The organism is Paenibacillus sp. J2R1T-4, assembly GCF_059692235.1.
In genome coordinates this window covers 156861-181323 of sequence record NZ_JCAUBA010000010.1, presented here as the reverse complement: position 1 = coordinate 181323, position 24463 = coordinate 156861, and the positions used below count along the sequence as shown (strand labels likewise).

22 protein-coding genes and 2 tRNA genes are annotated in these 24463 nt (G+C 48.6%); 10 read left to right on the top strand and 14 right to left on the bottom strand.

Annotation, left to right across the window (positions count from 1 at the left end; genetic code table 11):
• The first annotated feature begins 151 nt into the window (after positions 1-151).
• The 5 genes from AC58QD_RS18170 to AC58QD_RS18150 are packed head-to-tail and all read left to right on the top strand — an operon-like array spanning position 152 to position 6049.
• On the top strand, positions 152-1060 hold the full coding sequence (locus AC58QD_RS18170; protein ID WP_497335774.1) for an ABC transporter permease: 909 nt from the start codon (positions 152-154) through the stop codon (positions 1058-1060).
• 12 nt (positions 1061-1072) lie between these two features.
• Positions 1073-1939, top strand: a complete 867-nt coding sequence (locus tag AC58QD_RS18165; RefSeq protein ID WP_497335772.1) for a carbohydrate ABC transporter permease — start codon at positions 1073-1075, stop codon at positions 1937-1939.
• Between the two features lie 59 nt (positions 1940-1998).
• Positions 1999-3516: an extracellular solute-binding protein gene (locus AC58QD_RS18160; protein ID WP_497335770.1), complete on the top strand. Its 1518-nt coding sequence runs from the start codon at positions 1999-2001 to the stop codon at positions 3514-3516.
• A 41-nt stretch (positions 3517-3557) separates the two neighbouring features.
• The gene (locus tag AC58QD_RS18155; protein WP_497335768.1) at positions 3558-5756 is read left to right on the top strand and encodes a DUF4838 domain-containing protein; all 2199 of its coding nucleotides are present in this window, start codon (positions 3558-3560) and stop codon (positions 5754-5756) included.
• Between the two features lie 56 nt (positions 5757-5812).
• Complete coding sequence (locus tag AC58QD_RS18150; RefSeq protein ID WP_497335766.1) at positions 5813-6049, top strand: WD40/YVTN/BNR-like repeat-containing protein; 237 nt, start codon at positions 5813-5815, stop codon at positions 6047-6049.
• A 279-nt stretch (positions 6050-6328) separates the two neighbouring features.
• Here the strand turns inward: AC58QD_RS18150 and AC58QD_RS18145 are convergent.
• From AC58QD_RS18145 to AC58QD_RS18120, 6 genes are all read right to left on the bottom strand, one after another.
• Positions 6329-6406 (bottom strand) — tRNA-Arg (locus tag AC58QD_RS18145).
• Positions 6407-6418: 12 nt separating this feature from the next.
• Positions 6419-6796, bottom strand: a complete 378-nt coding sequence (locus tag AC58QD_RS18140; protein ID WP_497335764.1) for a YtxH domain-containing protein — start codon at positions 6794-6796, stop codon at positions 6419-6421.
• Entirely contained in the window at positions 6783-7268 is a 486-nt protein-coding gene (locus AC58QD_RS18135) for a DUF948 domain-containing protein (RefSeq protein WP_497335762.1), read from the bottom strand. Before AC58QD_RS18135 ends, AC58QD_RS18140 begins: the two co-directional genes overlap by 14 nt.
• Positions 7269-7419: 151 nt before the next feature.
• On the bottom strand, positions 7420-8484 hold the full coding sequence (gene mnmH / locus AC58QD_RS18130; RefSeq protein ID WP_497335760.1) for a tRNA 2-selenouridine(34) synthase MnmH: 1065 nt from the start codon (positions 8482-8484) through the stop codon (positions 7420-7422).
• A gap of 50 nt (positions 8485-8534) precedes the next feature.
• Positions 8535-9581, bottom strand: coding sequence for a selenide, water dikinase SelD (selD, locus tag AC58QD_RS18125; protein WP_497335890.1), 1047 nt, complete (start codon positions 9579-9581; stop codon positions 8535-8537).
• A 66-nt stretch (positions 9582-9647) separates the two neighbouring features.
• Positions 9648-10502 carry a helix-turn-helix domain-containing protein gene (locus AC58QD_RS18120; protein WP_497335758.1) on the bottom strand — a complete coding sequence of 285 codons (855 nt, stop codon included), beginning with the start codon at positions 10500-10502 and terminating at the stop codon, positions 9648-9650.
• 183 nt (positions 10503-10685) lie between these two features.
• On the opposite strand from AC58QD_RS18120, the gene AC58QD_RS18115 reads away from it, so the two are divergent.
• Positions 10686-11330 (top strand): bifunctional 4-hydroxy-2-oxoglutarate aldolase/2-dehydro-3-deoxy-phosphogluconate aldolase, encoded by a 645-nt coding sequence (locus AC58QD_RS18115; RefSeq protein ID WP_497335756.1) that lies wholly within the window; start codon positions 10686-10688, stop codon positions 11328-11330.
• Between the two features lie 68 nt (positions 11331-11398).
• Here the strand turns inward: AC58QD_RS18115 and AC58QD_RS18110 are convergent, their stop codons facing one another.
• From AC58QD_RS18110 to mobA, 5 genes are all read right to left on the bottom strand, one after another.
• A complete protein-coding gene (locus tag AC58QD_RS18110; RefSeq protein WP_497335888.1) occupies positions 11399-12028 on the bottom strand; it encodes a helix-turn-helix transcriptional regulator in 630 nt (209 codons plus the stop codon).
• Positions 12029-12091: 63 nt separating this feature from the next.
• Positions 12092-12556 (bottom strand): DUF86 domain-containing protein, encoded by a 465-nt coding sequence (locus AC58QD_RS18105; RefSeq protein WP_497335754.1) that lies wholly within the window; start codon positions 12554-12556, stop codon positions 12092-12094.
• Positions 12557-13249: 693 nt separating this feature from the next.
• Positions 13250-13564 carry a hypothetical protein gene (locus AC58QD_RS18100; RefSeq protein ID WP_497335752.1) on the bottom strand — a complete coding sequence of 105 codons (315 nt, stop codon included), beginning with the start codon at positions 13562-13564 and terminating at the stop codon, positions 13250-13252.
• Between the two features lie 231 nt (positions 13565-13795).
• Positions 13796-14032 (bottom strand): hypothetical protein, encoded by a 237-nt coding sequence (locus AC58QD_RS18095; RefSeq protein ID WP_497335750.1) that lies wholly within the window; start codon positions 14030-14032, stop codon positions 13796-13798.
• A 133-nt stretch (positions 14033-14165) separates the two neighbouring features.
• Positions 14166-14798, bottom strand: coding sequence for a molybdenum cofactor guanylyltransferase (gene mobA, locus AC58QD_RS18090; protein WP_497335748.1), 633 nt, complete (start codon positions 14796-14798; stop codon positions 14166-14168).
• A 173-nt stretch (positions 14799-14971) separates the two neighbouring features.
• On the opposite strand from mobA, the gene ilvD reads away from it, so the two are divergent.
• The 3 genes from ilvD to AC58QD_RS18075 all read left to right on the top strand — a co-directional run bounded on the left by ilvD (position 14972) and on the right by AC58QD_RS18075 (position 17843).
• Positions 14972-16657 carry a dihydroxy-acid dehydratase gene (ilvD, locus tag AC58QD_RS18085; protein WP_497335746.1) on the top strand — a complete coding sequence of 562 codons (1686 nt, stop codon included), beginning with the start codon at positions 14972-14974 and terminating at the stop codon, positions 16655-16657.
• Between the two features lie 168 nt (positions 16658-16825).
• Positions 16826-16898: transfer RNA gene (locus AC58QD_RS18080), tRNA-Ala, on the top strand.
• Positions 16899-17246: 348 nt separating this feature from the next.
• Positions 17247-17843 (top strand): TetR/AcrR family transcriptional regulator, encoded by a 597-nt coding sequence (locus AC58QD_RS18075; RefSeq protein WP_497335744.1) that lies wholly within the window; start codon positions 17247-17249, stop codon positions 17841-17843.
• A gap of 112 nt (positions 17844-17955) precedes the next feature.
• Here the strand turns inward: AC58QD_RS18075 and AC58QD_RS18070 are convergent, their stop codons facing one another.
• From AC58QD_RS18070 to AC58QD_RS18060, 3 genes are read right to left on the bottom strand one after another with little or no spacing between them, the layout of a single operon-like run.
• Positions 17956-18501 (bottom strand): phage tail protein, encoded by a 546-nt coding sequence (locus AC58QD_RS18070; RefSeq protein WP_497335742.1) that lies wholly within the window; start codon positions 18499-18501, stop codon positions 17956-17958.
• 16 nt (positions 18502-18517) lie between these two features.
• Positions 18518-19012: a phage tail protein gene (locus tag AC58QD_RS18065; protein WP_497335740.1), complete on the bottom strand. Its 495-nt coding sequence runs from the start codon at positions 19010-19012 to the stop codon at positions 18518-18520.
• Positions 19013-19056: 44 nt separating this feature from the next.
• Entirely contained in the window at positions 19057-19560 is a 504-nt protein-coding gene (locus tag AC58QD_RS18060; RefSeq protein WP_497335738.1) for a phage tail protein, read from the bottom strand.
• A 195-nt stretch (positions 19561-19755) separates the two neighbouring features.
• Here AC58QD_RS18060 and AC58QD_RS18055 point away from each other — a divergent pair, with 195 nt between their 5' ends.
• Positions 19756-24297, top strand: coding sequence for an S-layer homology domain-containing protein (locus AC58QD_RS18055; protein WP_497335736.1), 4542 nt, complete (start codon positions 19756-19758; stop codon positions 24295-24297).
• The last annotated feature ends 166 nt before the right edge of the window (positions 24298-24463 follow it).

Below are 24463 nucleotides of genomic sequence, written 5' to 3'. Positions count from 1 at the left end.
ATGTTATCCGATCTTTAAGTTTTTCGGCTTACGGATAGCCTTCTATAATGTTGAGCATTGTGGTTACAGCCGGACCAAGTAAGATATGGGTACAAGGTTCGACAAACCGTTGTTAATGAAATTTGAAAGCTAAGGGGAGATCAGAAAGCCTATGCAGTATACCATGGCGCAAAAAATGATCAAGCACAAATATTTACTTCTAATGTTTCTGCCGTGCTTGTTGTATTACATTTTATTTAAATATGTTCCCATGTTCGGAATCGTCATTTCTTTCAAAAACTACAATCCTTTTGTAGGCGTTATGGGGAGTGAATGGGTCGGATTCAAATATTATTTCATGTTTTTTAACAACCCTGATTTTTTAAAGCTTTTAAGAAACACCTTCTTGTTGGGAATGTATAAATTGATTTTTGGATTCCCCGCACCGATTGTTCTCGCGCTTCTGCTTAATGAATTGAAGAATATGGTGTTCAAACGATTTGTGCAAACAATTAGCTATTTACCTCATTTTATCTCGAATGTCATAGTAGCCAGTATGGTTGTCATGTTCTTGTCTCCTTCAGGGGGCATTGTCAACAATCTCATTGAAGCATTCGGTTTTGAAAAGATTAATTTTATGCTAATGCCGGATATGTTCCGTTCCGTGTATGTGCTTTCGGAAATCTGGCAGCATGTAGGATGGGAAACGATTCTATATTTGGCCGCACTAACTTCCATTGACCCGATGCTGTATGAAGCCTCTGAGATGGACGGCGCTTCGCGTCTGAGAAAGCTATGGCACATCACCTTACCGGGAATTGCACCTACGATAGTTATTCTACTTATTCTGAATGTTGGCAAAGTGATTGAGATTGGCTTTGAGAAGGTTTTCCTGCTCTACAATCCAGCCACCTACGAGACCGCGGATATTCTAAGCACCTATGTTTACCGGGTCGGACTCATGCAGGGTAACTTTAGTTACGCTTCGGCTATAGATGTATTTACAGGGTTGGTCAGTTTAGTCTTTATTGTTTCAACAAACTATGCAAGCCGGAAGCTATCTGAAACAAGCTTATGGTGAAGGAGCTGTCTCATGAAATCAAGGATCTCTCTTTTTACGGTGATCAATGTTGTCGTTTTACTCGGTGTTGCTATTGTCACGCTGTATCCCTTCTTGTACATGATAGCCGTATCCTTAAGTAAGGATGTTTATGTGATGAAGGGCGAGATTTCATTTTTTCCAAAAGGGATTAATCTGGATATGTACAAATTTGTTTTGAATGACCCCCGTATTTTAACAGGTTATGTGAATACCCTGATCTATACGATTGTGGGGACCGCCCTCTCCTTAATGATTACTTCACTGGGAGCCTATTCGCTGTCCAAGAGAGAGATGCCCTTCTTCAAAGCCTTCACTTTAATGATCGTGTTCACCATGTTTTTCAACGGAGGCATGATTCCAACCTTTCTGGTCGTCAAATCCTACGGGTTGATGGATACGCTATGGGGGATGGTATTGCCGGCGGTCGTAAGTACATGGAACCTGTTGATCATGAGAACGTTTTACAGCGGAGTTCCAGTAGAGCTGGAGGAATCCGGAAAGATCGATGGTTTAAATGAATTAGGCATTTTCTTTAGAATCGTCATGCCGCTGTCCAAGGCCATTTTTGCGACGATAGGACTTTTTTATGCCGTAGCCATGTGGAACAATTTCATGCTTCCCCTCTTATATTTACGTAATCCCGATCTGTTTCCGCTGCAGGTTATATTACGGAATATCGTCCTGGCAGGCCAATTAAATTCTTCGGATGCTATGGGGATAGGAGGCGATCAGGTCATTGTGGAAGAATCCTTAAAGTATGCCACGATAATGGTAGCTACCTTGCCTATTCTCGCCGTGTATCCATTCCTGCAAAAGTATTTCGTTAAGGGGGTGATGATCGGGGCGATCAAAGGATAAAGAATTTCTTATTTGAGGTCTACATATGGAAGACGTAGTAAAAAAAAGGAGCGGTTGCAGTGAAAAAAGGATTATATCTGTTCATGATGATCATGTTGAGTATGACATTAATTGCAGGATGCGGTGAAAAGAAGCAAGAAGGCGGCCAAGCTGCGACAACCAATCCGGAGAAATCTGGAGCTTTGACGAAAAAGACGTTTACGATGTTAACCGATTCCCACCCCAGCTATCCTTACAATAAAGATTGGCCAGTCTGGAAGATGATCGAGGAGAAAACAGGGGCCACATTTAATGTGCAAACACCTTCCGGTAAACTCGAGGATACGATTAACTTATCGATCGCCTCGGGAGATATGCCTGATCTGATGTTTATGTATGGAAGATCGCAGACTAATAAATTCGGACAACAGGGCGCTCTTGTCAACATTCTAGATTACAAGGCTGATATGCCAAATTTCACTAAATGGATGGAGAAATATCCGGAGATTGCGAAAGCGCAATTGGCGGCAGACGGGAACATGTACATGTTTCCCAATGAAGGGTTTGGCGAAGCAAACCGAATGATTTGGATGTATCGGCAGGATGTGTTCCAAAAGCACAACCTAACTGCTCCAACCAACTTCGATGAGCTGTATACCGTGCTCAAGAAATTGAAAGAACTGTATCCGAAGAGCTATCCGTTCAGCTTCCGGCTTGGGAATAATCTGTTATTGCTTAAAGTGCTATCTGCTAACTTTCAAACCAACGAAGGCTTCTATCTCGACGGTGGAGACGTCAAATACGGTCCAACCGAGCAAGCCTATCAAAAGATGCTTGGATATTTAAATAAGTTTTACAAGGAAGGCCTTATGCCTCCAGACTGGTTAACCGTTGATGCAAAGAAATGGCAGGATCTGATGTCCACGGAGCAATCGTTCGTTACAGTTGATTATATTGGCCGAATAGATTTCTTTAACGACGCTATGAGGAAAAGCAATCCTAACTTTAATCTGACTTTCATGGTCCCCCCTATCGGTAATCAAGGAGGGAAACCACAGAACGCTTATATGCACGTTGTCGATTCTGGGCTTACGGTTTCGATTAAATCCAAGCAAATCAAAGATATTATGCGAACGGTAGATTTCCTTTATAGCGAGGAAGGAAGATTGCTTTCCAGCTGGGGGGCTGAAGGAGTAACCTATATTGTTGATAATGGAAAGAAAAAAATAAAGCCAGATTACAAGACAGCCGTCGATTTCCGTAAGGAAACGGGTCTAGCGACCAATGGTACTTATACTTGGATCGATTATGATGCCTATTTGTCCATGGCTTCCAAGGAGCTTCAAGATGCTTATGTCGAAGCCCGTAAGTATGACGCCCCCTACCGCAGCCTGCCTGATTTTAATCAAAAGGATTTGGAGACTATCACGACTACAGGTGCTGCAATCGACAAATATCGTGACGAGAATGTGATTAAATTCATCATCGGTGAACAGAGCTTGGACAACTGGAGCAACTATGTGAAAAGCTTGAATAACATCGGCCTCCCGAAGTTGCAGGAGCTGTATAAAACCGGATTTCTGAAGAATTCCAAATAAAGCTCCGCAATCGAGGATAAAACAGTTAAGGAGAACCCCCAATGAACCTCACCATATATGTGAACAAAGGGCCCTTTGACAGCACCCTGGAAGCAGCCTATTCGGAGCAGCAAGTGGATTGGTGGGATGATACCGACGAGCGAGCTGTGTATTGCACCGAATGTTTTGCTGCCGTAGAGCTTCAAAAACATCTACAGACGCTATTAGGTGATCATACCGTTGTTCGGTTAGAGAACACTGAGCATGAATGGGCCCATGGAAAAGATAGAAGCAATAGCATTTTCATCGGAACACTGCTCTCCAATCCTTATATAAGGGCTTTCGAAGCGGAAGGTTTGGTGCACGGTCACGAGCTGAACGATGAGAACGGCGAAGCCTTTCTGATCGAAACCCTGCAATCGAATGAAGAATTGTATTGGGTATTATCCGGGGTAGGCAGCATCGGCAGCCTATATGCTGTTTACACATTTCTGGAAAAGCTCGGCTTCCATTGGTACGCCCCTGGTGAAACAGGTGTCATTACTCCGGAGCCCCTCTCTCGCCTCCCCGAGATTCGATGTCAGGAAAGGCCAAGCTTCCGGACAAGAGGCTGCTATTCAGAATTCATCGACGACCGAAATGCCGATTTATTCGATTGGATGGCACGTAATCGAATGAATTATGCCCATTTATTTACCATTAAGAATCCACATGCGCTGAAGAAAAGGGGAATCCGTATTGCGGGCGGAGGTCACGATATCCTCTACAAGTATTTGGACCCGCTTAGCCCTTACCCTTACGCGCATCCCTTGTTTGGAGGAGATGGGAAGCCGCAAGACCCCTATCCCGTAAGTCTGGAATACAAAGGGGACACCGACAGCGATGGGATACTTGCTTATGTGGAGTCCCATCCTGAGTGGTTTGCACTAGTAGACGGGGAAAGAAGTTACTACCGCAGCCCGGAAGCCTTAAAGGAGCAGTATTTCGCCGGAGACAATCATTGCCTGACACATCCGGACGCATCGGATGAGCTCGCCAAAAATATAATCACTGCTCTTGTCGATGGAGATTTGAAGCATGTGGATGACTTGAACTTTTGGCTGCTAGATAACGGGAATTGGTGTTCCTGCGATAGGTGCAGCAGCAGTGGCAATTATACGAGCCGGTTGATCCTGCTTGTCCATCATTTGAGACAAAAGCTCTGTCAGGCGATGGCAGAGGGCATTCTCAAGAGGAATGTCCGAATCCTGTTCCCAGCTTATCATGAAACGCTGGAAGCTCCTGATAGACCCCTTCCTGAATCGTTTGATTACCACAATTGCTTTGCTATATTTTTCCCTATCGAAAGATGCTATGTCCATACGTTCAACAATAAGGGTTGCACAGAGACCAACCTACAGCTGCTTCATAATTATGAAAGCTGGACCGTGAATACAAACCGTCATTTTCAAGGGGAAATGTTTATAGGTGAATATTTCGGTGTAAGAACGTTTGCTGCTATGCCGATTCTCTTAAGCAGCATCATTGCTAATGATATCCCTTATTACTACGAGACGGGAGCCCGACATTTCTATTATATGCATATCACAAGCGGAAGGTGGGGAATGCTCGCCCTCAACAACTACCTGTATGCGGCGCTCCTGTGGAATGCTAAGGCTGATACACGAGCCATCATGGATACGTATTTTGTACAATACTACGGCGAAGCTGCAGGCCTGATGAAATCCTTCTATGAGAAATTAGAAGTCGCACTAAGCAATATCAAGTATTTGAAGCATTATCAGGAGATCGATGGAGAGAAGCATTCCCTTTGGTTAAAGATCAAAGATCGTGAGGAAAACTTGTTTCCGTCTGAACACATGAAATATGAAGCCAACGGAGAAAACGGTAACTCGGGAATTAGCCTGGTTGCTACCGTAGAGCAACTCCATGCTTGCAGAGCGATTCTGGATGCGGCCCTATTCAAGGCGGAGAAGTCCATCGTAGCTCAGAGGCTGCTTGAGGACGAGATGAGATTCGACTATGGCCATACGATGATTATGTTCTATTACCGAGTGGTTCGTACGGTGACACTGCTGCAGGCGGATAAATCGCTGCTTGCCAGAGCCGAGTTTGCTCATTGCCAGTTGTTTGCCGAGAAATTGAGAGCATCAAAGCTTCCATTAGACAATTATGATTACAGCAAGTATTACGATAGCGGTCTTGACGCAACATGGATCAAAGCATATTACGAGCAGCTGCTTACCGAATTTTTAGATTAAAGGTTAGGACAGGGGAGGATATACTGCCTTTCTGCGTGGCGAGAGGAGACAGAGGGTTGTGGGTATCTGAGGATGGCGGCCAGAGCTGGAGCTTATCAGCATTTCCTGGCATATTGACGGATAATTATGGAGTGACTGCCCTTCTATTCGACCGTGTCGTCTATGCTGCTGCTTACGAAGATGGCATTTACCGATCGAACGATTCGGGGGACAGCTGGGTGAAACTTACCGGTTCGGATAATCCCGACAAACCGGCACGAATGGTTCTGTCTGCCTCTGGAGATTGCATTTAACGATCCTCTTGCCGATTTGGATACAACAGCGTCCTATATGGTCGTCAGCAAGAGGTTACGAATTTAATACCGGCGTCGATACTGAAAACGCATGGAGACTGGTATTTGTATCTGGATCAGCATTCAGCCTCGAACATATTAAAGTTGCAGCTCTAGATGAGAAAATAGCTTAAGCAAAGACCGCGGAAGCGGACCGTAGCTGCCGATTTTCGCAATTGTATATTACTATAACAAAACAAAAGACCGCGATTTCTCGCGGTCTTTCCACATGCTTGACGTCCCTGGAGGGATTCGAACCCCCGATCGCACGCTTAGAAGGCGGATGCACCTTTTCAACTATTACATTTAAGTAGGGTTAAGGTGGATGGTCTACCTGGTTTCCTTAGGGAGCATAACTTCAGCGTCAGCCGGCATAATGTCTTCGCTTGTAGCTGCCACTTCATGACGAGCATCTTTCCAAGCGCGCACCTCGTCGCTGACGTTACTTGCTACTTCCTTCGCCTTTTGCACCCAATCCCCGGTCTGCAAGGAAACTTGCTTGGCGATTTCTTGTGTTTTGCTGCTAACGTTACTTGCAATTGATTGTGTCTTCTCACTCACTGTAAGGACTTGCTCCGATAAATCAGCTCTCAGATCTTTACCGGACTTTGGAGCCAGTAATAATGCGGTTACAGCCCCAAGCACACTGCCAATTACCGCTCCTACCAAGAATTCCTTACCTTTACCACCCGCATTAGGATTCGACATTTGGATCATCCCTTTCCATCGTAGGTTTGGGTTGGTTCGCCTTTTGTTGCTTTCGATGCTGCCACTTTTGCCATACCTGAAACCCCCATGCCGCCCATTCGATCGCTTCAGCAATTCGCGGCTGCCGCCCTTCGACTGCCTGACCCGCTTGCTTCACCGACTGTGTGACCGTAGCTGAAACTTGCTTCACAGAGGTTGTTACCTGCTGTACCGATTCGCCCACTTGACCAATAGACTGGAACAAGCCGTCTAATGTTTTCATTTTTTCGTGAACGTCCTCCGTAACTTGCTGTGCGGTCTGCATGACTTTAACGGTCTGTACGGACATTTCACCCAATTGCTGCTCCATGCGCTCCAAGGTTTGGTTCATCTGCTTCATGGATGTACGCGCTGTTTGCAGAGCGGCGATAAGAAACCAGACCAATGCGATAAATGCTGCTGCTATAAAGGCTATACTAATTTGCCAAATCATACGCGGATCCCCTCTTCTCGGCGGTTTCATTATGCAATGGGTTCAATGGTTGTGCTGCAATTTCTGCTAGACGAATGCCCATTTCTTACTTCCATTATAGATCGGAAGCGCCCACTTTGACACAACAATTGGCAAAAAAAAGAACGGACCGTTATGCTCGGACCGTTCCATGGTTAACTGAGCTTTTAGGGAACCGTTCATTGATTTGCTGCAGAACAGCATCTACTCCATCCTCTACTGTCTCTACGCTGCATACCACTCTCTGCTCGTATTGCAGGTTTGCGTGAGTATACCTGGGATCGTAATAATAAGCGAGCAGCAGGGCAACAGCTTCAGCAAAACGTTCTTCCTGCAGGTGTCCATGAATTTCTGCTGCGATTGGAGTATGAATCCGGCTCCGAATGTGATCGAAAGCTTGAATACATGCCGCTTTATGCAGACTTGGTTTATACTCCTCCAAGATGTGAGCGACCCGCTTTTCTAAGGGCAAGTCCACAAACAGCTGCTCTCCCTTGGCCTTAGCTTCCATCAAGAAGTCCGGAATGTTGATTTTGCCAATCCGCTTACTCTCGGCTTCCAGCAGGATATAAGGACTATTGTTTAATTCCTGAAGGCGAAGGGCGAGGAGAGCCTCGAACGTTTTCTGATTATTAGGAGTCAGTCCTACTTGGCCAAAAATTGACCCCCTGTGTCCGGCCATGCCCTCCAGATCAAGCACAGGAAGCCCCTTCTGAGCAAGCTGCCGAAGCAGCTCGGTCTTCCCAGATCCGGTGTAACCGTTAATTACGATAGCTGGCTTTGTGAGCTCATAATGCTCCAGGAAGTCTACGACCCATTTGCGGAATGACCGAAAGCCTCCCTGCAGCCGCGCAACACGGATGTCCATGAGAGACAACAGCGTTGCCGTAGTCTTGCTGCGCATCCCTCCGCGCCAACAGAACACAGCCTTAGGACCAGGAATAGAAGCGAACTGCTTGATATACTGAGGCAGCTTCGCAGACACGACCTCGAGTCCCTTTTCCTTAGCGGCATCGAAGCTAACTTGTTTATATAATGTTCCAATCACGGCCCTTTCCTCATCATCGAAGAGAGGAATGTTCAAGCTGCCCGGGATCGTTGCATCTGCAAATTCTGATTGTGAGCGCACATCTATTAATGTAATCTCCTGCATTTTGTGCCGTTCCAGCAGCTCTTCAATGCGAATTTCTTGCACCATGACAAGTTCAGTTCCTTTCTAGTTGTTACGCGGATGCTAGGAATAGAGAGCTATCCATTCCGCACTTGAATATGTCCGGCGTGCTCGCCGACGGCTTCGCCGATCGCGGCGGCTTCAACGCCCGCAGCGCGAAGCGCGGCGTACAGCTCCGCCGCCTGCCCGGGCGCGACCGCGATGAGCAAGCCCCCCGAGGTGACCGCGTCACAGAGCATCCATTGACCAATATGGTCAATGGATGCATCGAACGTGACGCTGCCCTCGAGGTGGGCGAAGTTGCTCTTCGTGCCGCCCGGCACGAAGCCCGCCTCCGCGAGCTCGCGCACGCGAGGCAGGAAGGGCACGCGCTTCGCATCGATGCGCAAGCCTACGCCGCTGCCCTTGGCCATCTCGGACGCATGTCCGAGCAGGCCAAAGCCGGTCACGTCGGTGCAGGCGTGCACCTCGAAGCGCTCCATCGTCTCAGCCGCTGTCTTGTTCAGCGTCGTCATGACACCCGTTACGCGGGCGATCTCATCCGCGCTCAACTGATCCTTCTTGATCGACGTTGTCAGAATGCCAACTCCGATCGGCTTGGTCAGGATCAGTTGATCGCCAGGCTGCGCCCCGGCATTGGTGCGGACACGGTCCGGATGCACCGTCCCGGTCACCGCAAGACCGAACTTGGGCTCCTTGTCATCGATCGAATGGCCGCCGACGAGCGTGGCGCCTGCTTCTCTGACTTTGTCGCCCGCTCCGCGCAGGATGTCCGCTAGCACGGACTTGTCCAGGGTGTGGATAGGAAAGGCCACAATATTAAGCACGGTAAGCGGCTTGCCGCCCATCGCATACACATCGCTGAGCGCATTGGCAGCCGCCACTTGTCCGAAGTCATAGGGGTCGTCCACAATCGGTGTGAAGAAATCGACGGTCTGAACAATGGCAAGCTCGTCCGTTAGCTTGTATACGCCTGCGTCATCGCTGGTATCCAGCCCCACCAGCAGATTGGCATTAGGCACCGACGGCGGCAACGAACGCAATACTTGCGATAGATCGGCTGGTCCTATTTTACAACCGCATCCGCCTTTTGAAGACAGAGACGTTAATTTGACTTTCTCCATTGATCCGCTCATTATGTTCCTCCTCTTGACTTACGAATGAAGGTGAGTCAATCCGTAAGCATGGTCTTAGTTATCTGTATCTGTATCTGTAAGGGTAGGCTCTCCATCCAGGTCTCGGTAGCGTTTGCGGTATAGATTGGGAGATAAATTAACGACACCTTTGAATGTTCGATAGAAAGTCGATAGGTTCTCGTAACCCACCTCGAAACAGATCGAAACGATATCTTTATCCGATTCCTGAAGAAGCTTCTGTGCAACCTGAACCCGCACCTCGGTTAAATACTGGGTAGGCGTCAGCTGATACTGGTCTTTAAAAATTTGGTTGACATGCCGGGCGCTTATCCCTAGCTTGCTGCCGAGATCTCCTGCCTGCAGCGGCTCGTAATAATTCATATCAATGTAGGAGCGGATGCGTTCGGCACGTAATTGATTGGAATCACTGATCGGTAATGGATTCTTAGATCGAGCGAGCAAGAGCAGCATCTCAAGCAAATAGATTCGCATAGCCCAGCCGCCAAGCTGGCTCGGTCGAGATTGCTCGAACAGCATTTTGCGGAGCAATTGCCGAAGCTCACTCGCGGTGAACCCGTTAAGCTGCATATAGGCAGACTTTGGGAATGACGCGTTCAATAACTCACTGCGTACGGATGAATCCAGCATGCCGCTGTCAAAAGCTAACACAAGAAGAGTCAATCTGCCATCCGAAAATATAGAATGATTGGATTGAGGAGTCAGTACCACCGCATTATCCATCGTAAAATCATAGGTTGTCCCGTCTGCCGTAATTTTACCCTGTCCTTCCAGTGCAAACAGCATCTGGTGCACCGAATGATGGTGCGGATCGATATGATCGCCTTCCTGATGCTTGCTCTCATATAAAGATACGCCGCTCGGAGGCAGCGATATGGGTCGGAGCTTCATCCTCTGGCCTCCACCTCTATCGTCACAATAATGGGTTAACCTTGTTCTTGTTCATTGTATGCTTTGACTAGCCCGCATTCAAGCGGAACCGTGCTTTTTCTACAAATGTGAGGGTGCATTCGGCGGCTCCGATCCATTTATGTTATAATACGATCATTCTACTAAGATCGGAGTCACGAACCCATGAATCGCGAACAAGGCTTGAAGCAGGTTGAGAACACCAGAATCGTAACGATTGTGCGAGGAGTAGAGAAGCAGCATATCCTTCCTTTGGCAGAAGCATTGCTTGCAGGAGGCATTACCGTTGTAGAAATCACCTTGAATACGCCCGGAGCACCAGAGATGATTGGGCAGCTTCAGCAAGCTTATGGAGACCGGATGTATATCGGAGCGGGAACCGTGCTTGATGTAAATGATGTAAATATAGCACTGGAAGCGGGAGCTTCGTTCATCGTTACCCCTAACACAGATGAAGCAGTCATTCAGCGTTGCGTTGAAGTCGGTGTACCGATCTATCCTGGAGCCATGACTCCAACAGAAATTGTTCGTGCCTGGAAAGCTGGAGCAACTGCAGTGAAGATCTTCCCTAGCGCAAGCTTAGGAATCGGGTACTTGAAAGAGCTCCAAGGTCCGCTGAATCATATTCCAATGATCGCAGTTGGCGGGGTAAGCGTAGATAACATTCAAGAATTCATCCGTATCGGTTGTCAGGCAGTAGGGATCGGCGGCTCCTTGATTAACTTGAAAGAAATCCAAGCAGGCAATTTCGCGTGGATCACTTCCAAAGCCAAAGCACTAACGGAACAAACCATCCCAGCTCGACAGTAATTAATTAGGCTCATATAGAACCTCCCTATTCCAAGACTTACGTCTGGAATAGGGAGGTTGTTCTATTACTATTGAGATTGAATAACGTAGACACATTTGCCGCCGCCTTTAGCCATGCATTCCGTTTGCTCCACCTCAGTCCCAAGCAATCGCTCGAACAACTCAAGCTCACAACGGCAGGCTTGGTTGAATTGACGGGCAACCTGGGCAATGGGACAGTTGAACTCCTGCAATATATATTGGCCCTCTGTCCCCTGCTTCCAATCGACCATATATCCATTCGCATTCTGAATGTCTGCAAGCAGCGCTACTTTGTCTTCCAGAGCCTTTCCCTCTAATGATTTGGCATATTTGTTCAACAGCTTATCCCGGCGTTTCTCGAAGAGACGGTCAATCTTCTCCTCCCCTTCATCCTCGGACAGCTCCATTAATAGATCTAGCGCTAGTACGTTATAATTTTTGGGAAAGAGGGAATCCGCGGCTTCTGTTAACCGGTAGCTATGCGTAGGGCGTCCCATCGGTTGTCTGACAATAAAAGAATCAATCAAGGCATCCCGCTCTAACGTCTGCAGATGGCGTCTGACAGCCATTTCAGTTACCCCGAGACTTCTCGCCATCTCGCTGACGCTTAGAGGGCCTGAAGTCTTCAACATCGTTAAAATGGTCTTTTTAGTAGAGGATTCATGTTCCAAGTCCATATCCATCTGCCTCCCTCCTTGATCGATTCTCTATGCATGACAACCAATAAGCTTGATTTGGTGTTAAATGTGTCCTAATTCTTTGGCGATAAATCGTCTTACTCCCAACTCAAATTGCGGAAGCAATCCTGATAGCTGCTGAATTAATGGGTGCAAACCTTGTGCATCCCAAGTCATATACTCCTGCACGAGCGGCCTGCGAAGCTTAACGAGCTCCTGCAGCTGAACAACCTGCTCATCCGGAAATACATCTTCTACACGCAAGATTTCTATAATATCCTCATAACTGCTTGCATCCCGCAGCAGAAATCCATCAATTAGCAAGCTTCCAACATCGGTTACAAGTTCAATCGCAAGATGCAGCGTTCTCTCCTGTGCCAATCTGGCTATAAGCGGTAGAAGAAGAGAGTCGGAACCCTTCGCTCCGTCCGCTGCCGCCCCTTGCTGCTGGATTTCACCGCAGGCCTCGATCAGAACAGGTATAACGGCTAATCGTTGCTCGATTTGTTCTATATTGACATAATACATGAGAGGTATACGCCTACTTTCTCATCCGCTTCTTTTTGTTCCTTTTCGCCCACAAGATGACAATTAGGAACGTGAGCACCACAACGAGCACAAAAAACATTGCTTCGCCCATGTCTTTCATGTCAACCTTGACTGCTAGCGGTAAGCCAACCATTTGTTTCACCTTCTATCGTCGATCTTTGCTATCACCTATGTTTAGTTTAGCCCCCGCTGAGCCCATCGTCAAGAAACGACCCGGGGATAGCCAAAAAACCGCTTGAGAAGATCACTCTTGCGGTTCTAGGCGGTTGAGACCGCTGAATATCGTGGCCAGTTGGATTATAGTGGCATGCTGCTTACAAATAAGCCATTTTACTACTGTTTATTTGCGCCTTTTCATCATTCCAGCACTAATTAGCCAATCTCAGTATCCTCTAATTTCACATTCTGGACCGATTTTCCTCAAAACCAAGCCAATAACAAGAAGTAAAACTTGCTATTCCAGAAAAAGCGCTCACTTCCGCCCAAATAACCTATACTATCATGGCTAACTGATCTCCAAAGAACCTAAGTAGTAATATGAAACTTGTCACTCCAAGGTTTGCTTTCTAATATAACCAAAAAACCGCATTTGCTAACAGCAAAAGCGGTTTTTTGCCCATCTCCACAGTGTAAACGAGTTACTTTCCTACCCACACGTATATCACAAGTGTATCAAGCTTGCAGAACATTCATACTTTCAATATGCTTCTTCGTCTCGGGTGTCCCCACTTCATGTATGAACTGATAGATTCTGAGCAAGCCCTCATCATACTCCTCAACACGCGCTTCCGCTGGCTTTTTGTCGGACATATAGCCGAACATACTGCTCACTGAATGCGAATCCGCTTGGGACCATACATCCATCATATCTTGAAGCAGAGCCACTTGTATGTCAGTCGCTTCTATCTCGAATTCAAAAGCAGCCGCATGCGGGTCATCCAGAATATCCCCTGCTTGTACCGATACATAGTATGTTTTTTTGTTCATGGGAATCCTCCTCCTTTACCATTCGTGAAACAAATGAAATGCAAACACAAAAGCTCCACAATTGTTGGCTCTTCAACTCTTCCCCTAATCCGATGATGATGTTACGCATGTGTTAATCATTATGGATTTCGTGTATAGTGAAAGAACATCGTTATAGAAAAGGCAGGGATTTTCATATGGTAGGCATCTGGATTCTAGTTGGTATTATGACTATAGTGATTGTAGCAATCTTTATGTTCGCTCTGAGTAAAGGGTATTCTCGTAAGTGGGATGAATAAATGGCATAGCGACAACCGTGTTGTCCTTAGGCTTCAATTCGAGCATCTGAATGGAAACTGATGCCTTCTGCTCCTTAATAATCTCCAATTGATTGAAGCAACGGCTTAGAGCACTCACCTTTTCTTCAGCTTCTGCTCTGGTTAAGGCGGAACCTAGCTTTTTACCTTTGTACCCAATGTAATACGGCATCTTTGTTCATACCTCCCGGTTTAGAGAACGGATATGGATTCATTCTTATTGTGCTAGACGAGATGTCAACATCAAATGTTACAAAAGGATTCGTATCTCTTTCCAGATTTGCGTCTGAGATTTAATATCCATTTTATTCCTTACGTTTGCTTTCTGAGGTAATTCGGAGCTCATCGGCCTGTACTTGCTGCCATTCTGCTGGCGTGTTCGCATTAATAGTGAAGTTCGTTGGAATACTAGCTTCAAGGAATGATTGTTCCTCAACCTTCACCCAGCGAATATGATCCAATAATCCCATTACACGATAACGCTGTTGGAGTAACAACTGTTCAACCTGCAGCGCGGCGCTTTTCCTATAAATGCCATGTAAGGGATGCAGCTTACCCCCAATTTCAGGGATAGCCGCTGCAAGCTCTTTATTTTGTATTAGTTGGTCATACATGAATCCGGCAGCAAGGTGCGATACAAACGGCATGTCACAGCCCGTAATCCATAGCACGGAATGACTTGCATGCTTGAATGCGGCATCCATTCCTCCGAGTGGTCCTGCGTCCTTGGATAGGTCGGATATGATGTCCACGTTTTCCGGTAAATGCTCCCTATATAGTCCAGGCTCGTTCGCTACTACCAGGAGTTCGTTACAAATTGGATGCATGCGGCGTATGATTCTGGTCACCATCACTTCACCAGATAAAGTTAACAGCCCCTTGGGCTGACCGCCCATTCTCCGGCTCAATCCTCCAGCTAAAACAACTCCAGTTATCATAAGAAAGTTATGCTCCAATCTGTATTTTGCTTATTACCCTATTATACAAACTTTGAAACGACCACCTCAAGATTACTAGATTGGATGAGATGTTCACTTGTCAGATAGGTGGATTTTCGATACTATAAAAGGTATATGTATGGGGTTGCTTTCATCTAAGGGAGGAAAAATAAATGTCTAAGGCCAAAATGAGATCCGATATGATTAAAAAAGGCTTCGACCGCGCACCGCACCGCAGCTTACTGCGTGCCGCTGGTGTTCAGGAAGAAGATTTCGGTAAACCATTCATCGCAGTATGTAATTCTTATATTGATATTGTACCGGGCCACGTTCATTTACAAGAGTTCGGTAAACTGGTAAAAGAAGCGATTCGCGAAGCGGGTGGTGTTCCATTCGAATTCAATACGATCGGTGTTGATGATGGTATTGCGATGGGTCATATTGGAATGCGCTATTCCTTGCCAAGCCGTGAGATTATTGCAGATTCCGTAGAAACAATGGTTGCTGCTCACTGGTTCGACGGCATGGTCTGTATCCCGAACTGTGACAAGATTACACCCGGCATGATGATGGGCGCATTACGCGTGAACATCCCAACTGTGTTTGTCAGCGGCGGCCCAATGAAAGCCGGTAAAGATAGCAATGGCAAGTCGATTTCTTTGTCTTCGGTATTCGAAGGTGTAGGCGCTTATCAAGCGGGTAAAATCGATGATAAAGGTCTTCTTGAGCTAGAGCAGTATGGCTGTCCGACTTGCGGCTCCTGTTCCGGTATGTTTACCGCCAACTCCATGAACTGTCTGGCTGAAGGTCTTGGCCTTGCCCTTCCTGGGAACGGTACAATTCTTGCAGTTGCGCCAGAACGCCGCGATTTCGTGAAGAAGTCTGCTAAACAGCTGATGGAATTGATCAAACAAGATATCAAACCTCGCGACATCGTAACCATTGAAGCGATCGACAATGCATTCGCACTCGACATGGCAATGGGCGGATCGACTAACACCGTGCTTCACACATTGGCTTTGGCTCATGAAGCAGGCTTCGAATATCCAGTTGCACGGATCAATGAAGTGGCTGCGCGTGTTCCTCACTTAGCCAAGATTGCACCGGCTTCCGATTACCACATCGAAGACGTGCATAATGCTGGCGGCGTATCCGCTATTATTAATGAATTATTCAAGAAGCCAGGCGCCTTGAACGGGGATTGCATCACAGCTACTGGTAAGACGCTTCGCGAGAATGTGGCGGGCTGTGATATCCTGAACCATGATGTAATTCGTCCAATCGATAACCCGCATAGCGAGCAAGGCGGATTGGCCGTATTGTTCGGTAATCTTGCTCCTCAAGGCTCCATCATTAAAGTGGGTGCTGTAGACAAGTCCGTAGGCGGTCGTCACGTTGGTCCTGCGATCGTGTTCGAATCCCAAGAAGAGGCATTGTCTGGGATCGCGAACGGCAAAGTCAAGGAAGGCCACGTTGTCGTTATCCGTTACGAAGGTCCTAAGGGCGGTCCTGGAATGCCAGAGATGCTTGCTCCGACCTCACAGATCGTCGGTATGGGCCTCGGCGCCAAAGTCGGCTTGATCACTGACGGACGCTTCTCCGGCGCATCCCGCGGGATCAGCATCGGCCACATCTCTCCTGAAGCCGCTGAAGGCGGCCCGATCGCATTCGTCGAAGATGGCGACATCATCGACCTCGACTTGGTCAATCGCAAGATTGATCTGCAGATCAGCGACGAAGAGATGGAACGTCGCCGCGCGAACTGGAAGCCGTTCGAGCCGAAGGTGAAGACTGGCTACCTGGCCCGTTACTCCAAGCTCGTTACTTCCGCAAGCACAGGCGGAGTTATGAAGATCTAATTGATTATTTGGGAGCTCCTTAAGTTGGGGGCTCCTTTTTATTATTTCACTATCAATAGCTCATTAGGTTAGCTCAATATTAATCCGATTATTCTAAATCGTCTGACTTTAAACAAGCTTCTTGCAAAACGCGATACCTCCATTGTATAATGTAAAAAGTCACTTCGCGGGGCCTTAGCTCAGCTGGGAGAGCGCATCGCTGGCAGCGATGAGGTCAGGGGTTCGATCCCCCTAGGCTCCATAAAGAAAAAGCCACCTACGGGTGGCTTTTTTCTTTATGTGCACTTGGGGAGCGAACCCCTGAAAGGGGGGCGTCCCGCGCGCAGGGAGCCGAAGGTGGACGAGCACGGCGTCTGAATCTACCGCTAAAAGTCCTCGTCGAGTCCCTTCGTCAGCCTATAATCAAGATTCATACATCCCCCTAGGCTCCATAAAAAGAAATGCCACCTTTGGAGTGTATTTTGTTTGTCAAATCAACATCGTAAGATTTAACGATTATTGCTATAATAGAGCCAAGCCTCTCATCGAAGAGGCTATTTCTTCTAGCATACGAATACTACCTACGGATTCATGGCAAGGAGCGGTAAATTTGAAGAAAAATAAATTTCAACTAAAACGAGAAGCAACCTATCAACTCCTGATCGAAGCAGGCATGACTTGTTTTTCGGAAAAAGGATACGCCGCTACGACGCTCGGGGATATCGTGGCGCGTACCGGGCATACGAAGGGCGCGTTTTACGGTCATTTCGAGAGCAAGGAGCAACTGTTTCTGCATATCCTGGATTACCAGTTGCAAATCACGAACGGCTGGACGAACGTTCCCAAAGATTTTAGCCCGGCCGACACGACGCTGGAAGAAGTGCTAGTGATCACGCTAACACGGCTTGGACAGATGTTGAAAGGGATTCATAACTGGATCTTGGTGCTGGTCGACTTCTACCAACAAACGAAACATCTACCGGAAATTCAGGCCAAGCTTAAGGAGAAGTACCGGGAATGGGTGGCCGGGATTGAGGTTTTAATCACGGTGTTGCAGGAGCAAGGATGGGTCTCAAGAGAGAAAGATACTCGTCTGATCGCCATGCAAGTGATTGCCTTCAACGAAGGGTATACCATTTTTTCGGTTCTGTTTGAAGGTACGAATACGGATGCACTTATTAAAGGACTGTCCAAGCTGATGTCATAGTGTCCCGAGCTTTCAACAATACCGTCTCCTAGAAGCAACACAGAGCTATCCCAAGTCATCGCATGCGACTAAGGGACAGCTCTCTTTTTGTGTTCAAACCCAGTTCATATGTTTAGTCTGCGTTTGGAAACTCGCCTTCCACCGAAATGATGAAATTTAAAGCAAGAAACGCCTGCATATTATTGTGAGGCTGGTTGTCGCCTGTAGGCTGGAGTGCCTTCGGGTTCATTGATACATTGGAAGTTTGGGAATAAAAGGGGGCCGATATAGGAGGACGACCCGCTTCCGGACCCTGTGCCCATATGTTTCCAGAACCAGCCGTAGTCGAACCTGGTTTAGCAAAACCATTAGCCTGATGAGTATGGTTGGGTAGCTGCTCTACCGACAATCCCACCGCAGGTTCCCCGCCCTTATCATTGATGCTGCGCGGAGTTAACCCAGGCCCATGCCCTTGGTGGATGGGCACTCGGCCGCTAAGATTAGGAAGAGCGAATGTTTGGGGAGACGAGCCTCCGTACTGATTCCCTATGACAGTGTATAACTTATTGTACTTGGAGATCGGCACCTCCTGACCGTTGCAGAACAACCATCCGTCCGGAGCGTAATTTCCTGCGAAGATTCGAATTTCTCCTATGTAAGCGTCATATGTGTCGATCATAACAAAATTCCTCCTTCTAAGGTCGATCTGGGTAGATCCCTACTAAAGCAATACAGTAGTTAAGGACTAAATAGGGCTGCATATTGTTGTGAGGTTGACTATCTCCGCTATGGGCTATAGCAGTGGGGTTCATACGCAGATCGGCTGTCTTGCTGAACATAGAGGGTGCGTTCGCCCAGAAGTTGTTAGTAATCGTGCCTGTGAAGGCAGTTGACGAAGACCCCCTAACAACATGCGTATGACTGGGCATTTCGGGAATCGTCAGGGCATGAGCGTTTTCACCGCCTGCTCTCCCTAGAGGAATGGCATCGTTAGGGTGGACGGGTACTCTTTCACGCAAATCGGGCAAAGCAAAAGTCGTGGTGCCCTCCCCACCGTAAGTTGTACCTAATAAGGAAAAAAGAGCTTGATTCTGATTTCTAGCCAGGTGCTGCCCGTTGCATAAAGCCCAGCCTTTGGGAGCGAATTTCATCGGAAATAACCGGATTTCTCCTAACATGGGTTCTGACATTCTGATTCCTCCTCAATGTCGAATGGGATTTTTATTTACACAGACTATGATTCTACGGGGAAAATCCCCCATGTCGAGATCATAAAAGAGATCGTGGTGAAAGGCATCATGTTATTGTGGGGCAGGTTGCCTCCGCTACCTGCTACGGCTGACTCATTCATCGCTGAGAGCGGTGTTGTAATAGAGGTATATGTAGTTGTTGTCGACTGAGCCCAAAATTGATTTTCCGGGTTCCCCGTTTCTCCCTTGGCCGTTTGAACTTGAGCGTAATGGGTATGAGCGGGCAATTCATTTGTCTTTAAGGTTACCTCCTCAAGTCCTGCCGATTGGCCCAGTGCAAAGCTGCTGCTTTGATGGACAGGCGCTCTTCCCCGAAGATCAGGCAGGCCAAAAGTGCTGATCCCGTCCCCGCCATAGGTTGTTCCGAGCAAGGTATACAGCGCCTCGTTCCCTGAAATCTGCAGCAATTGACCGTCGCATAATGCCCAGCCTCGGGGAGCGCGACTGCCTGCGAACATTCGAATCTCGCCTAAATAACTCTCAACCATAAATTTCCTCCTCACATGGGATAAATAAGTCTTATTAAAAATATATGTGTAATATTGGGAATCCGTCAACAATTAAATACTGTCCGGAATGTAAATACTTTTCAAATGTAAAATATTAGTATAGACTATCAGAGATAGAGGACGCATTTTTTGTTATTTTGCTAGAATTCGGATGGTTTAAAGGAGGAAAATTTTGTGCAAAAAGAAATACAAACATTCCAGCGACTGCCCTTGATTTTTATTGTGGTTCTATTTGTTGCGGTTATTTTTATGCACGCAAACAAGGTACATGCAACTGCTATCGGTCTAACTAACGGAACCTATGACTTTGGCGGTACGGTAGGGGCCGATAATAGCGGAGGCCCAGGATTTGCAACCTTTTCCGACAAATTCGTTGTTAGCAATGGGTTTAGGGTGGATGGAACTCAGCTCTGGTCCGAAAAGCAGAATGCTGAAAACACAACCGGCACTCTTGTGATCAAAGTCGAGGGAACGACGACCGGATCTTTTACATTCAAGGATCTAGGAATAAGCTCTTATGATCCCGTTGGTGATGCCTCCGATCTTAGTTTGCTATCCGTAAATTTCAAAGATTCGAACGACAACGATATTGCAACTCTGACAAATTCGGGGACCGTGGACCTTAATCAAACCACTTCCCAACTAAGCCATTTATTAAATGGCGGTGCTCCGTATACGTATAACAATGTAGCTAAGATTACGATTTCATGGGATTTCGTAAGCAATCCTGCGCCATCTAACTTGAATTTGGACAATATCACGATTTCGAATGTCAGTGCTCCGACGTACACCATTGGCTCGTTGTCGAATCAGACACTGACCGTCTTGCCAGCGGGTTACACATCGGGGACGCAGCAAACGAAAACGGTGACGGTAACGCGCACGGGAACAGGCAACTTGGCGAGCTTGACGACCGCGCTCAGCGGGACGAACGCGAGCAGCTTTACGATCACGCAGCCAGCAGCGACAACGCTCAACAGCGGGACGCCGTCCACGACCTTCACCGTGAAAGCGAAGGACGGCCTCCCTGCCGGAACGTATACGGCTACCGTATCGGTATCGGCCGCCAGCATGACACCGGCGACCTTTACGGTGACACAGGTTGTGAATCCCCCGCCGACGTACACCATTGGCTCATTGTCCAATCAGACGCTGAACGCGCTGACGGCGGGTTATGCATCGGGGACGCAAGAAACGAAAACGGTGACGGTGACGCGCACGGGAACAGGCAACTTGGCGAGCTTGGCGACCGCGCTCAGCGGGACGAACGCGAGCAGCTTTACGATCACGCAGCCAGCGGCTACGACACTCAACAGCGGGACGCCGTCCACGACCTTCACGGTGAAAGCGAAGGATGGTCTCCCTGCCGGAACGTATACGGCAACCGTAACGGTATCGGCCACCAATATGACGCCGGTGACCTTTATGGTGACGCAGGTAGTCAATACGCCGACATACACCATCAGTGCGCTGTCGAACCAGACACTGAACGCGCTGACCGAAGGCTACGCATCGGGGATGCAGGATACGAAAACTGTGACCGTGACGCGAACGGGAACAGGCAACTTGGCGAGCTTGGCGACCGCGCTCAGCGGGACGAACGCGAGCAGCTTTACGATCACGCAGCCAGCAGCGACAACGCTCAACAGCGGGACGCCGTCCACGACCTTCACGGTGAAAGCGAAGGATGGTCTCCCTGCCGGAACGTATACGGCAACCGTAACGGTATCGGCCTCCAGTATGACGCCGGTGACCTTTGTGGTGACGCAGGTTGTTTATACCCCGCCGACGTACACTATTGGTGCGCTTTCGAACCAGACACTGAACACGCTGACCGAAGGTTACGCATCGGGGATGCAGGAGACTGGCACGATGACCGTGACGCGCACAGGAACTGGCGACTTAGCGAGCTTGGCGACCGCGCTCAGCGGGACGGACGCGGGCAGCTTTACGATCACGCAGCCAGCCGCGACAACGCTCAACAGCGGGACGCCGTCCACGACCTTTAGTGTGAAAGCGAATGACGGTCTCCCTGCCGGAACATATACGGCAACCGTGACGGTGTCGGCCACCAGCATGACGACGGTGACCTTTACGGTGACGCAGGTTGTTAATACCCCGCCGACGTACACCATCAATGCGTTGTCGAATCTGTCACTGAACGCGCTGACCGAAGGTTACGCATCGGGGACGCAGGAGACTGGCACGATGACCGTGACGCGCACGGGAACTGGCGACTTAGCGAGCTTGGCGACCGCGCTCAGCGGGACGGACGCGGGCAGCTTTACGATCACGCAGCCAGCCGCGACAACGCTCAATAGCGGGACACCGTCCACGACCTTTACGGTGATAGCGAACGTCGGGCTCCCTGCAGGGACATATACAGCAACGGTTACGGTGTCGGCCACCAGCATGACGACGGCGACCTTTACGGTGACGCAGGTTGTTTATACACCGCCGACGTACACCATTGCTACGTTACCGAACTTGACGCTGAACGCGCTGACGGAAGGCTACGCAGCGGCTGCGCAGGAGACTCGAACGATGACCGTGACGCGCACGGGAACTGACGACTTAGCAAGCTTGGCGACCGCGCTCAGCGGGACGGACGCGGGCAGCTTTACGATCACGCAGCCAGCCGCGACAACGCTTAACAGCGGGACGCCGTCCACGATCTTCACGGTGAGAGCGAACGACGGGCTCGCCGCAGGAACATATACGGCAACCGTGACGGTGTCGGCCACCAGCATGACGACGGTGACCTTTACGGTGACGCAGGTTATTTATACCCCGCCGACGTACACCATTGCTACGTTACCGAACTTGACGCTGAACGCGCTGACGGAAGGCTACGCAGCGGCTGCGCAGGAGACTCGAACGGTGACCGTGACGCGCACGGGAACAGGCGACTTAGTGAGCTTAGCGACCGCGCTCAGCGGGACGAACGCGAGCAGCTTTACGATTACGCAGCCAGCGGCGACAACACTTAACAGCGGGACGCCGTCCACGGTCATCACGGTGAAAGCGAATGACGGGCTCCCCGTCGGGACGTATACAGCAACGGTAACGGTGTCGGCCACCAGTATGACGCCGGTTACCTTTACGGTGACGCAGGTTATTTATACCCCGCCGACGTACACCATTGCTACGTTACCGAACTTGACCCTGAACACGCTGACGGAAGGCTACGCAGCGGCTGCGCAGGAGACTCGAACGGTTACCGTGACGCGCACGGGAACAGGCGAGTTGGCGAGCTTAGCGACCGCGCTCAGCGGGACGAACGCGAGCAGCTTTACGATCACGCCGCCGGCAGCCACAACGCTCAACAGCGGGACTTCGTCCACGACCTTTACGGTGAAAGCGAACGACGGTCTCCCTGCCGGAACTTATACGGTAACGGTTACGGTGTCGGCCACGAACATGATACCGGTAACATTTGTAGTGACGCAGCTTGTTAGTAGCCGAATAAGTGGCGACAGTGGCGACAGTTCAACTTCTCCGGTTGCGCCTATCATAACCAATTCGGTCATCGACCAAAATGGCATAATGCTTGACCCGGATAAGATTGACACCACAAGGCCCACCGTCACGCTTGAATCTACACCAAAGGACGGCGTGTTCTACGTCAGCATTCCGGCAAGTAGTTTAACTAGATTAGAAGACAAGAACGTCAACTTTATCATTGAGATTAAAGCACCTTACGGCAGCTACCAGGTGCCAGTCAATTTAGCGTCGCTCATCCCGGGACTAGTGGACGTTCTAGCTGCAAAAAACCTCAAGGCCGAGGATATCAGCTTCAAGATCATGCTGTCCGACAAGTCGAAAAACAAGGATATTCAAGCTGCGTTTGCGAGCGGCTTGCCGAATGGCAAAAGCTTGGGTGCGATTGTGGACTTTCAAATGGATATCGTGGTCACCAAGACAGGACAAAACATCGGAAAAGCTGACAAGTTCAGCAAGCCGCTTATAAGAGTGATTCCAGTGCAGAAGAACATGACGGGCATGCCGGAGCAATGGGGAGCATTCCGGTATAACGAAACAACAAAAAAGTTTGAATTTGTCGCTGCGACAAAGGAACAGATCGGCGGCGTGTGGGTTGTAATGATTAGTTCATATTCCAACAGCGTGTACGTCGTGGCGCAAAATACGGCGAGCTTCACCGATATACAGATGCATTGGGGCCAATCGTTTGTAGAGCTTGCCTCAGCGAAAGGGCTTGTTGACGGTGTTGGTGACGGTCAGTACGCCCCTGACAAAGCCGTAACAAGAGCTGAATTCACCGCCATGTTAGTTCGGGCGCTAGGACGCGGTACATCAACCGTCAGTTCAGCACCCTATGTCGATGTAAAGTCCGGCGCGTGGTATATCGACGAGGTAGCCAAAGCGAAGGAGCTTGGACTCTTGAACTTTGTAAGTGGCGATAGCTTCAAGCCTGATCAGCCGCTGACCCGCGAGGAAATGGCGAGCATGCTCGCGGCAGTTTTTGCTCTAGAGAAACTGCCGATAACAAAGGAGCTTGTCAGCTTGGACAGTTACAAGGATATTGGAAGCGTGGACGCGGCCTATTTGGAGGACGTTCGCCTGATGGTCAAGCTTAAAATCATGACTGGCAACCGTACAGATGCATTCAGTCCGAAGGGGGAAGCGACACGCGCACAGGCGGCAGTCGTGTTCATTAGGACACTACAAGCGCTTGGATGGACGGATATAAATTAGAAACTCATATTAGAATCCCGCTTGAGTTACTCTTCACAATGTGAAGCTGAGCAAGAAGCACGGCATCTAAAACGGTAAACATACAGAAAAAAGCTCTGTCGATAACTAAGCGACAGAGCTTTACTGTTGTACTTGTATTATTCTAAAACTAGGTGTCGCAACACAG

Excerpts from the sequence above, each read along its gene's own strand:
- AC58QD_RS18115 (WP_497335756.1), top strand. The coding sequence starts at position 10,686 with ATGAATCGCGAACAAGGCTTGAAGCAGGTTGAGAACACCAGAATCGTA.
- AC58QD_RS18095 (WP_497335750.1), bottom strand. The coding sequence starts at position 14,032 with ATGCCGTATTACATTGGGTACAAAGGTAAAAAGCTAGGTTCCGCCTTA.
- AC58QD_RS18060 (WP_497335738.1), bottom strand. The coding sequence starts at position 19,560 with ATGGTTGAGAGTTATTTAGGCGAGATTCGAATGTTCGCAGGCAGTCGC.
- AC58QD_RS18065 (WP_497335740.1), bottom strand. The coding sequence starts at position 19,012 with ATGTCAGAACCCATGTTAGGAGAAATCCGGTTATTTCCGATGAAATTC.
- AC58QD_RS18135 (WP_497335762.1), bottom strand. The coding sequence starts at position 7,268 with ATGATTTGGCAAATTAGTATAGCCTTTATAGCAGCAGCATTTATCGCA.
- AC58QD_RS18170 (WP_497335774.1), top strand. The coding sequence starts at position 152 with ATGCAGTATACCATGGCGCAAAAAATGATCAAGCACAAATATTTACTT.
- AC58QD_RS18100 (WP_497335752.1), bottom strand. The coding sequence starts at position 13,564 with ATGAACAAAAAAACATACTATGTATCGGTACAAGCAGGGGATATTCTG.
- AC58QD_RS18140 (WP_497335764.1), bottom strand. The coding sequence starts at position 6,796 with ATGTCGAATCCTAATGCGGGTGGTAAAGGTAAGGAATTCTTGGTAGGA.
- selD (WP_497335890.1), bottom strand. The coding sequence starts at position 9,581 with ATGGAGAAAGTCAAATTAACGTCTCTGTCTTCAAAAGGCGGATGCGGT.
- mobA (WP_497335748.1), bottom strand. The coding sequence starts at position 14,798 with ATGATAACTGGAGTTGTTTTAGCTGGAGGATTGAGCCGGAGAATGGGC.
- AC58QD_RS18120 (WP_497335758.1), bottom strand. The coding sequence starts at position 10,502 with ATGAAGCTCCGACCCATATCGCTGCCTCCGAGCGGCGTATCTTTATAT.
- AC58QD_RS18110 (WP_497335888.1), bottom strand. The coding sequence starts at position 12,028 with ATGGACTTGGAACATGAATCCTCTACTAAAAAGACCATTTTAACGATG.
- AC58QD_RS18155 (WP_497335768.1), top strand. The coding sequence starts at position 3,558 with ATGAACCTCACCATATATGTGAACAAAGGGCCCTTTGACAGCACCCTG.
- AC58QD_RS18070 (WP_497335742.1), bottom strand. The coding sequence starts at position 18,501 with ATGATCGACACATATGACGCTTACATAGGAGAAATTCGAATCTTCGCA.
- AC58QD_RS18165 (WP_497335772.1), top strand. The coding sequence starts at position 1,073 with ATGAAATCAAGGATCTCTCTTTTTACGGTGATCAATGTTGTCGTTTTA.
- ilvD (WP_497335746.1), top strand. The coding sequence starts at position 14,972 with ATGTCTAAGGCCAAAATGAGATCCGATATGATTAAAAAAGGCTTCGAC.
- AC58QD_RS18105 (WP_497335754.1), bottom strand. The coding sequence starts at position 12,556 with ATGTATTATGTCAATATAGAACAAATCGAGCAACGATTAGCCGTTATA.
- mnmH (WP_497335760.1), bottom strand. The coding sequence starts at position 8,484 with ATGGTGCAAGAAATTCGCATTGAAGAGCTGCTGGAACGGCACAAAATG.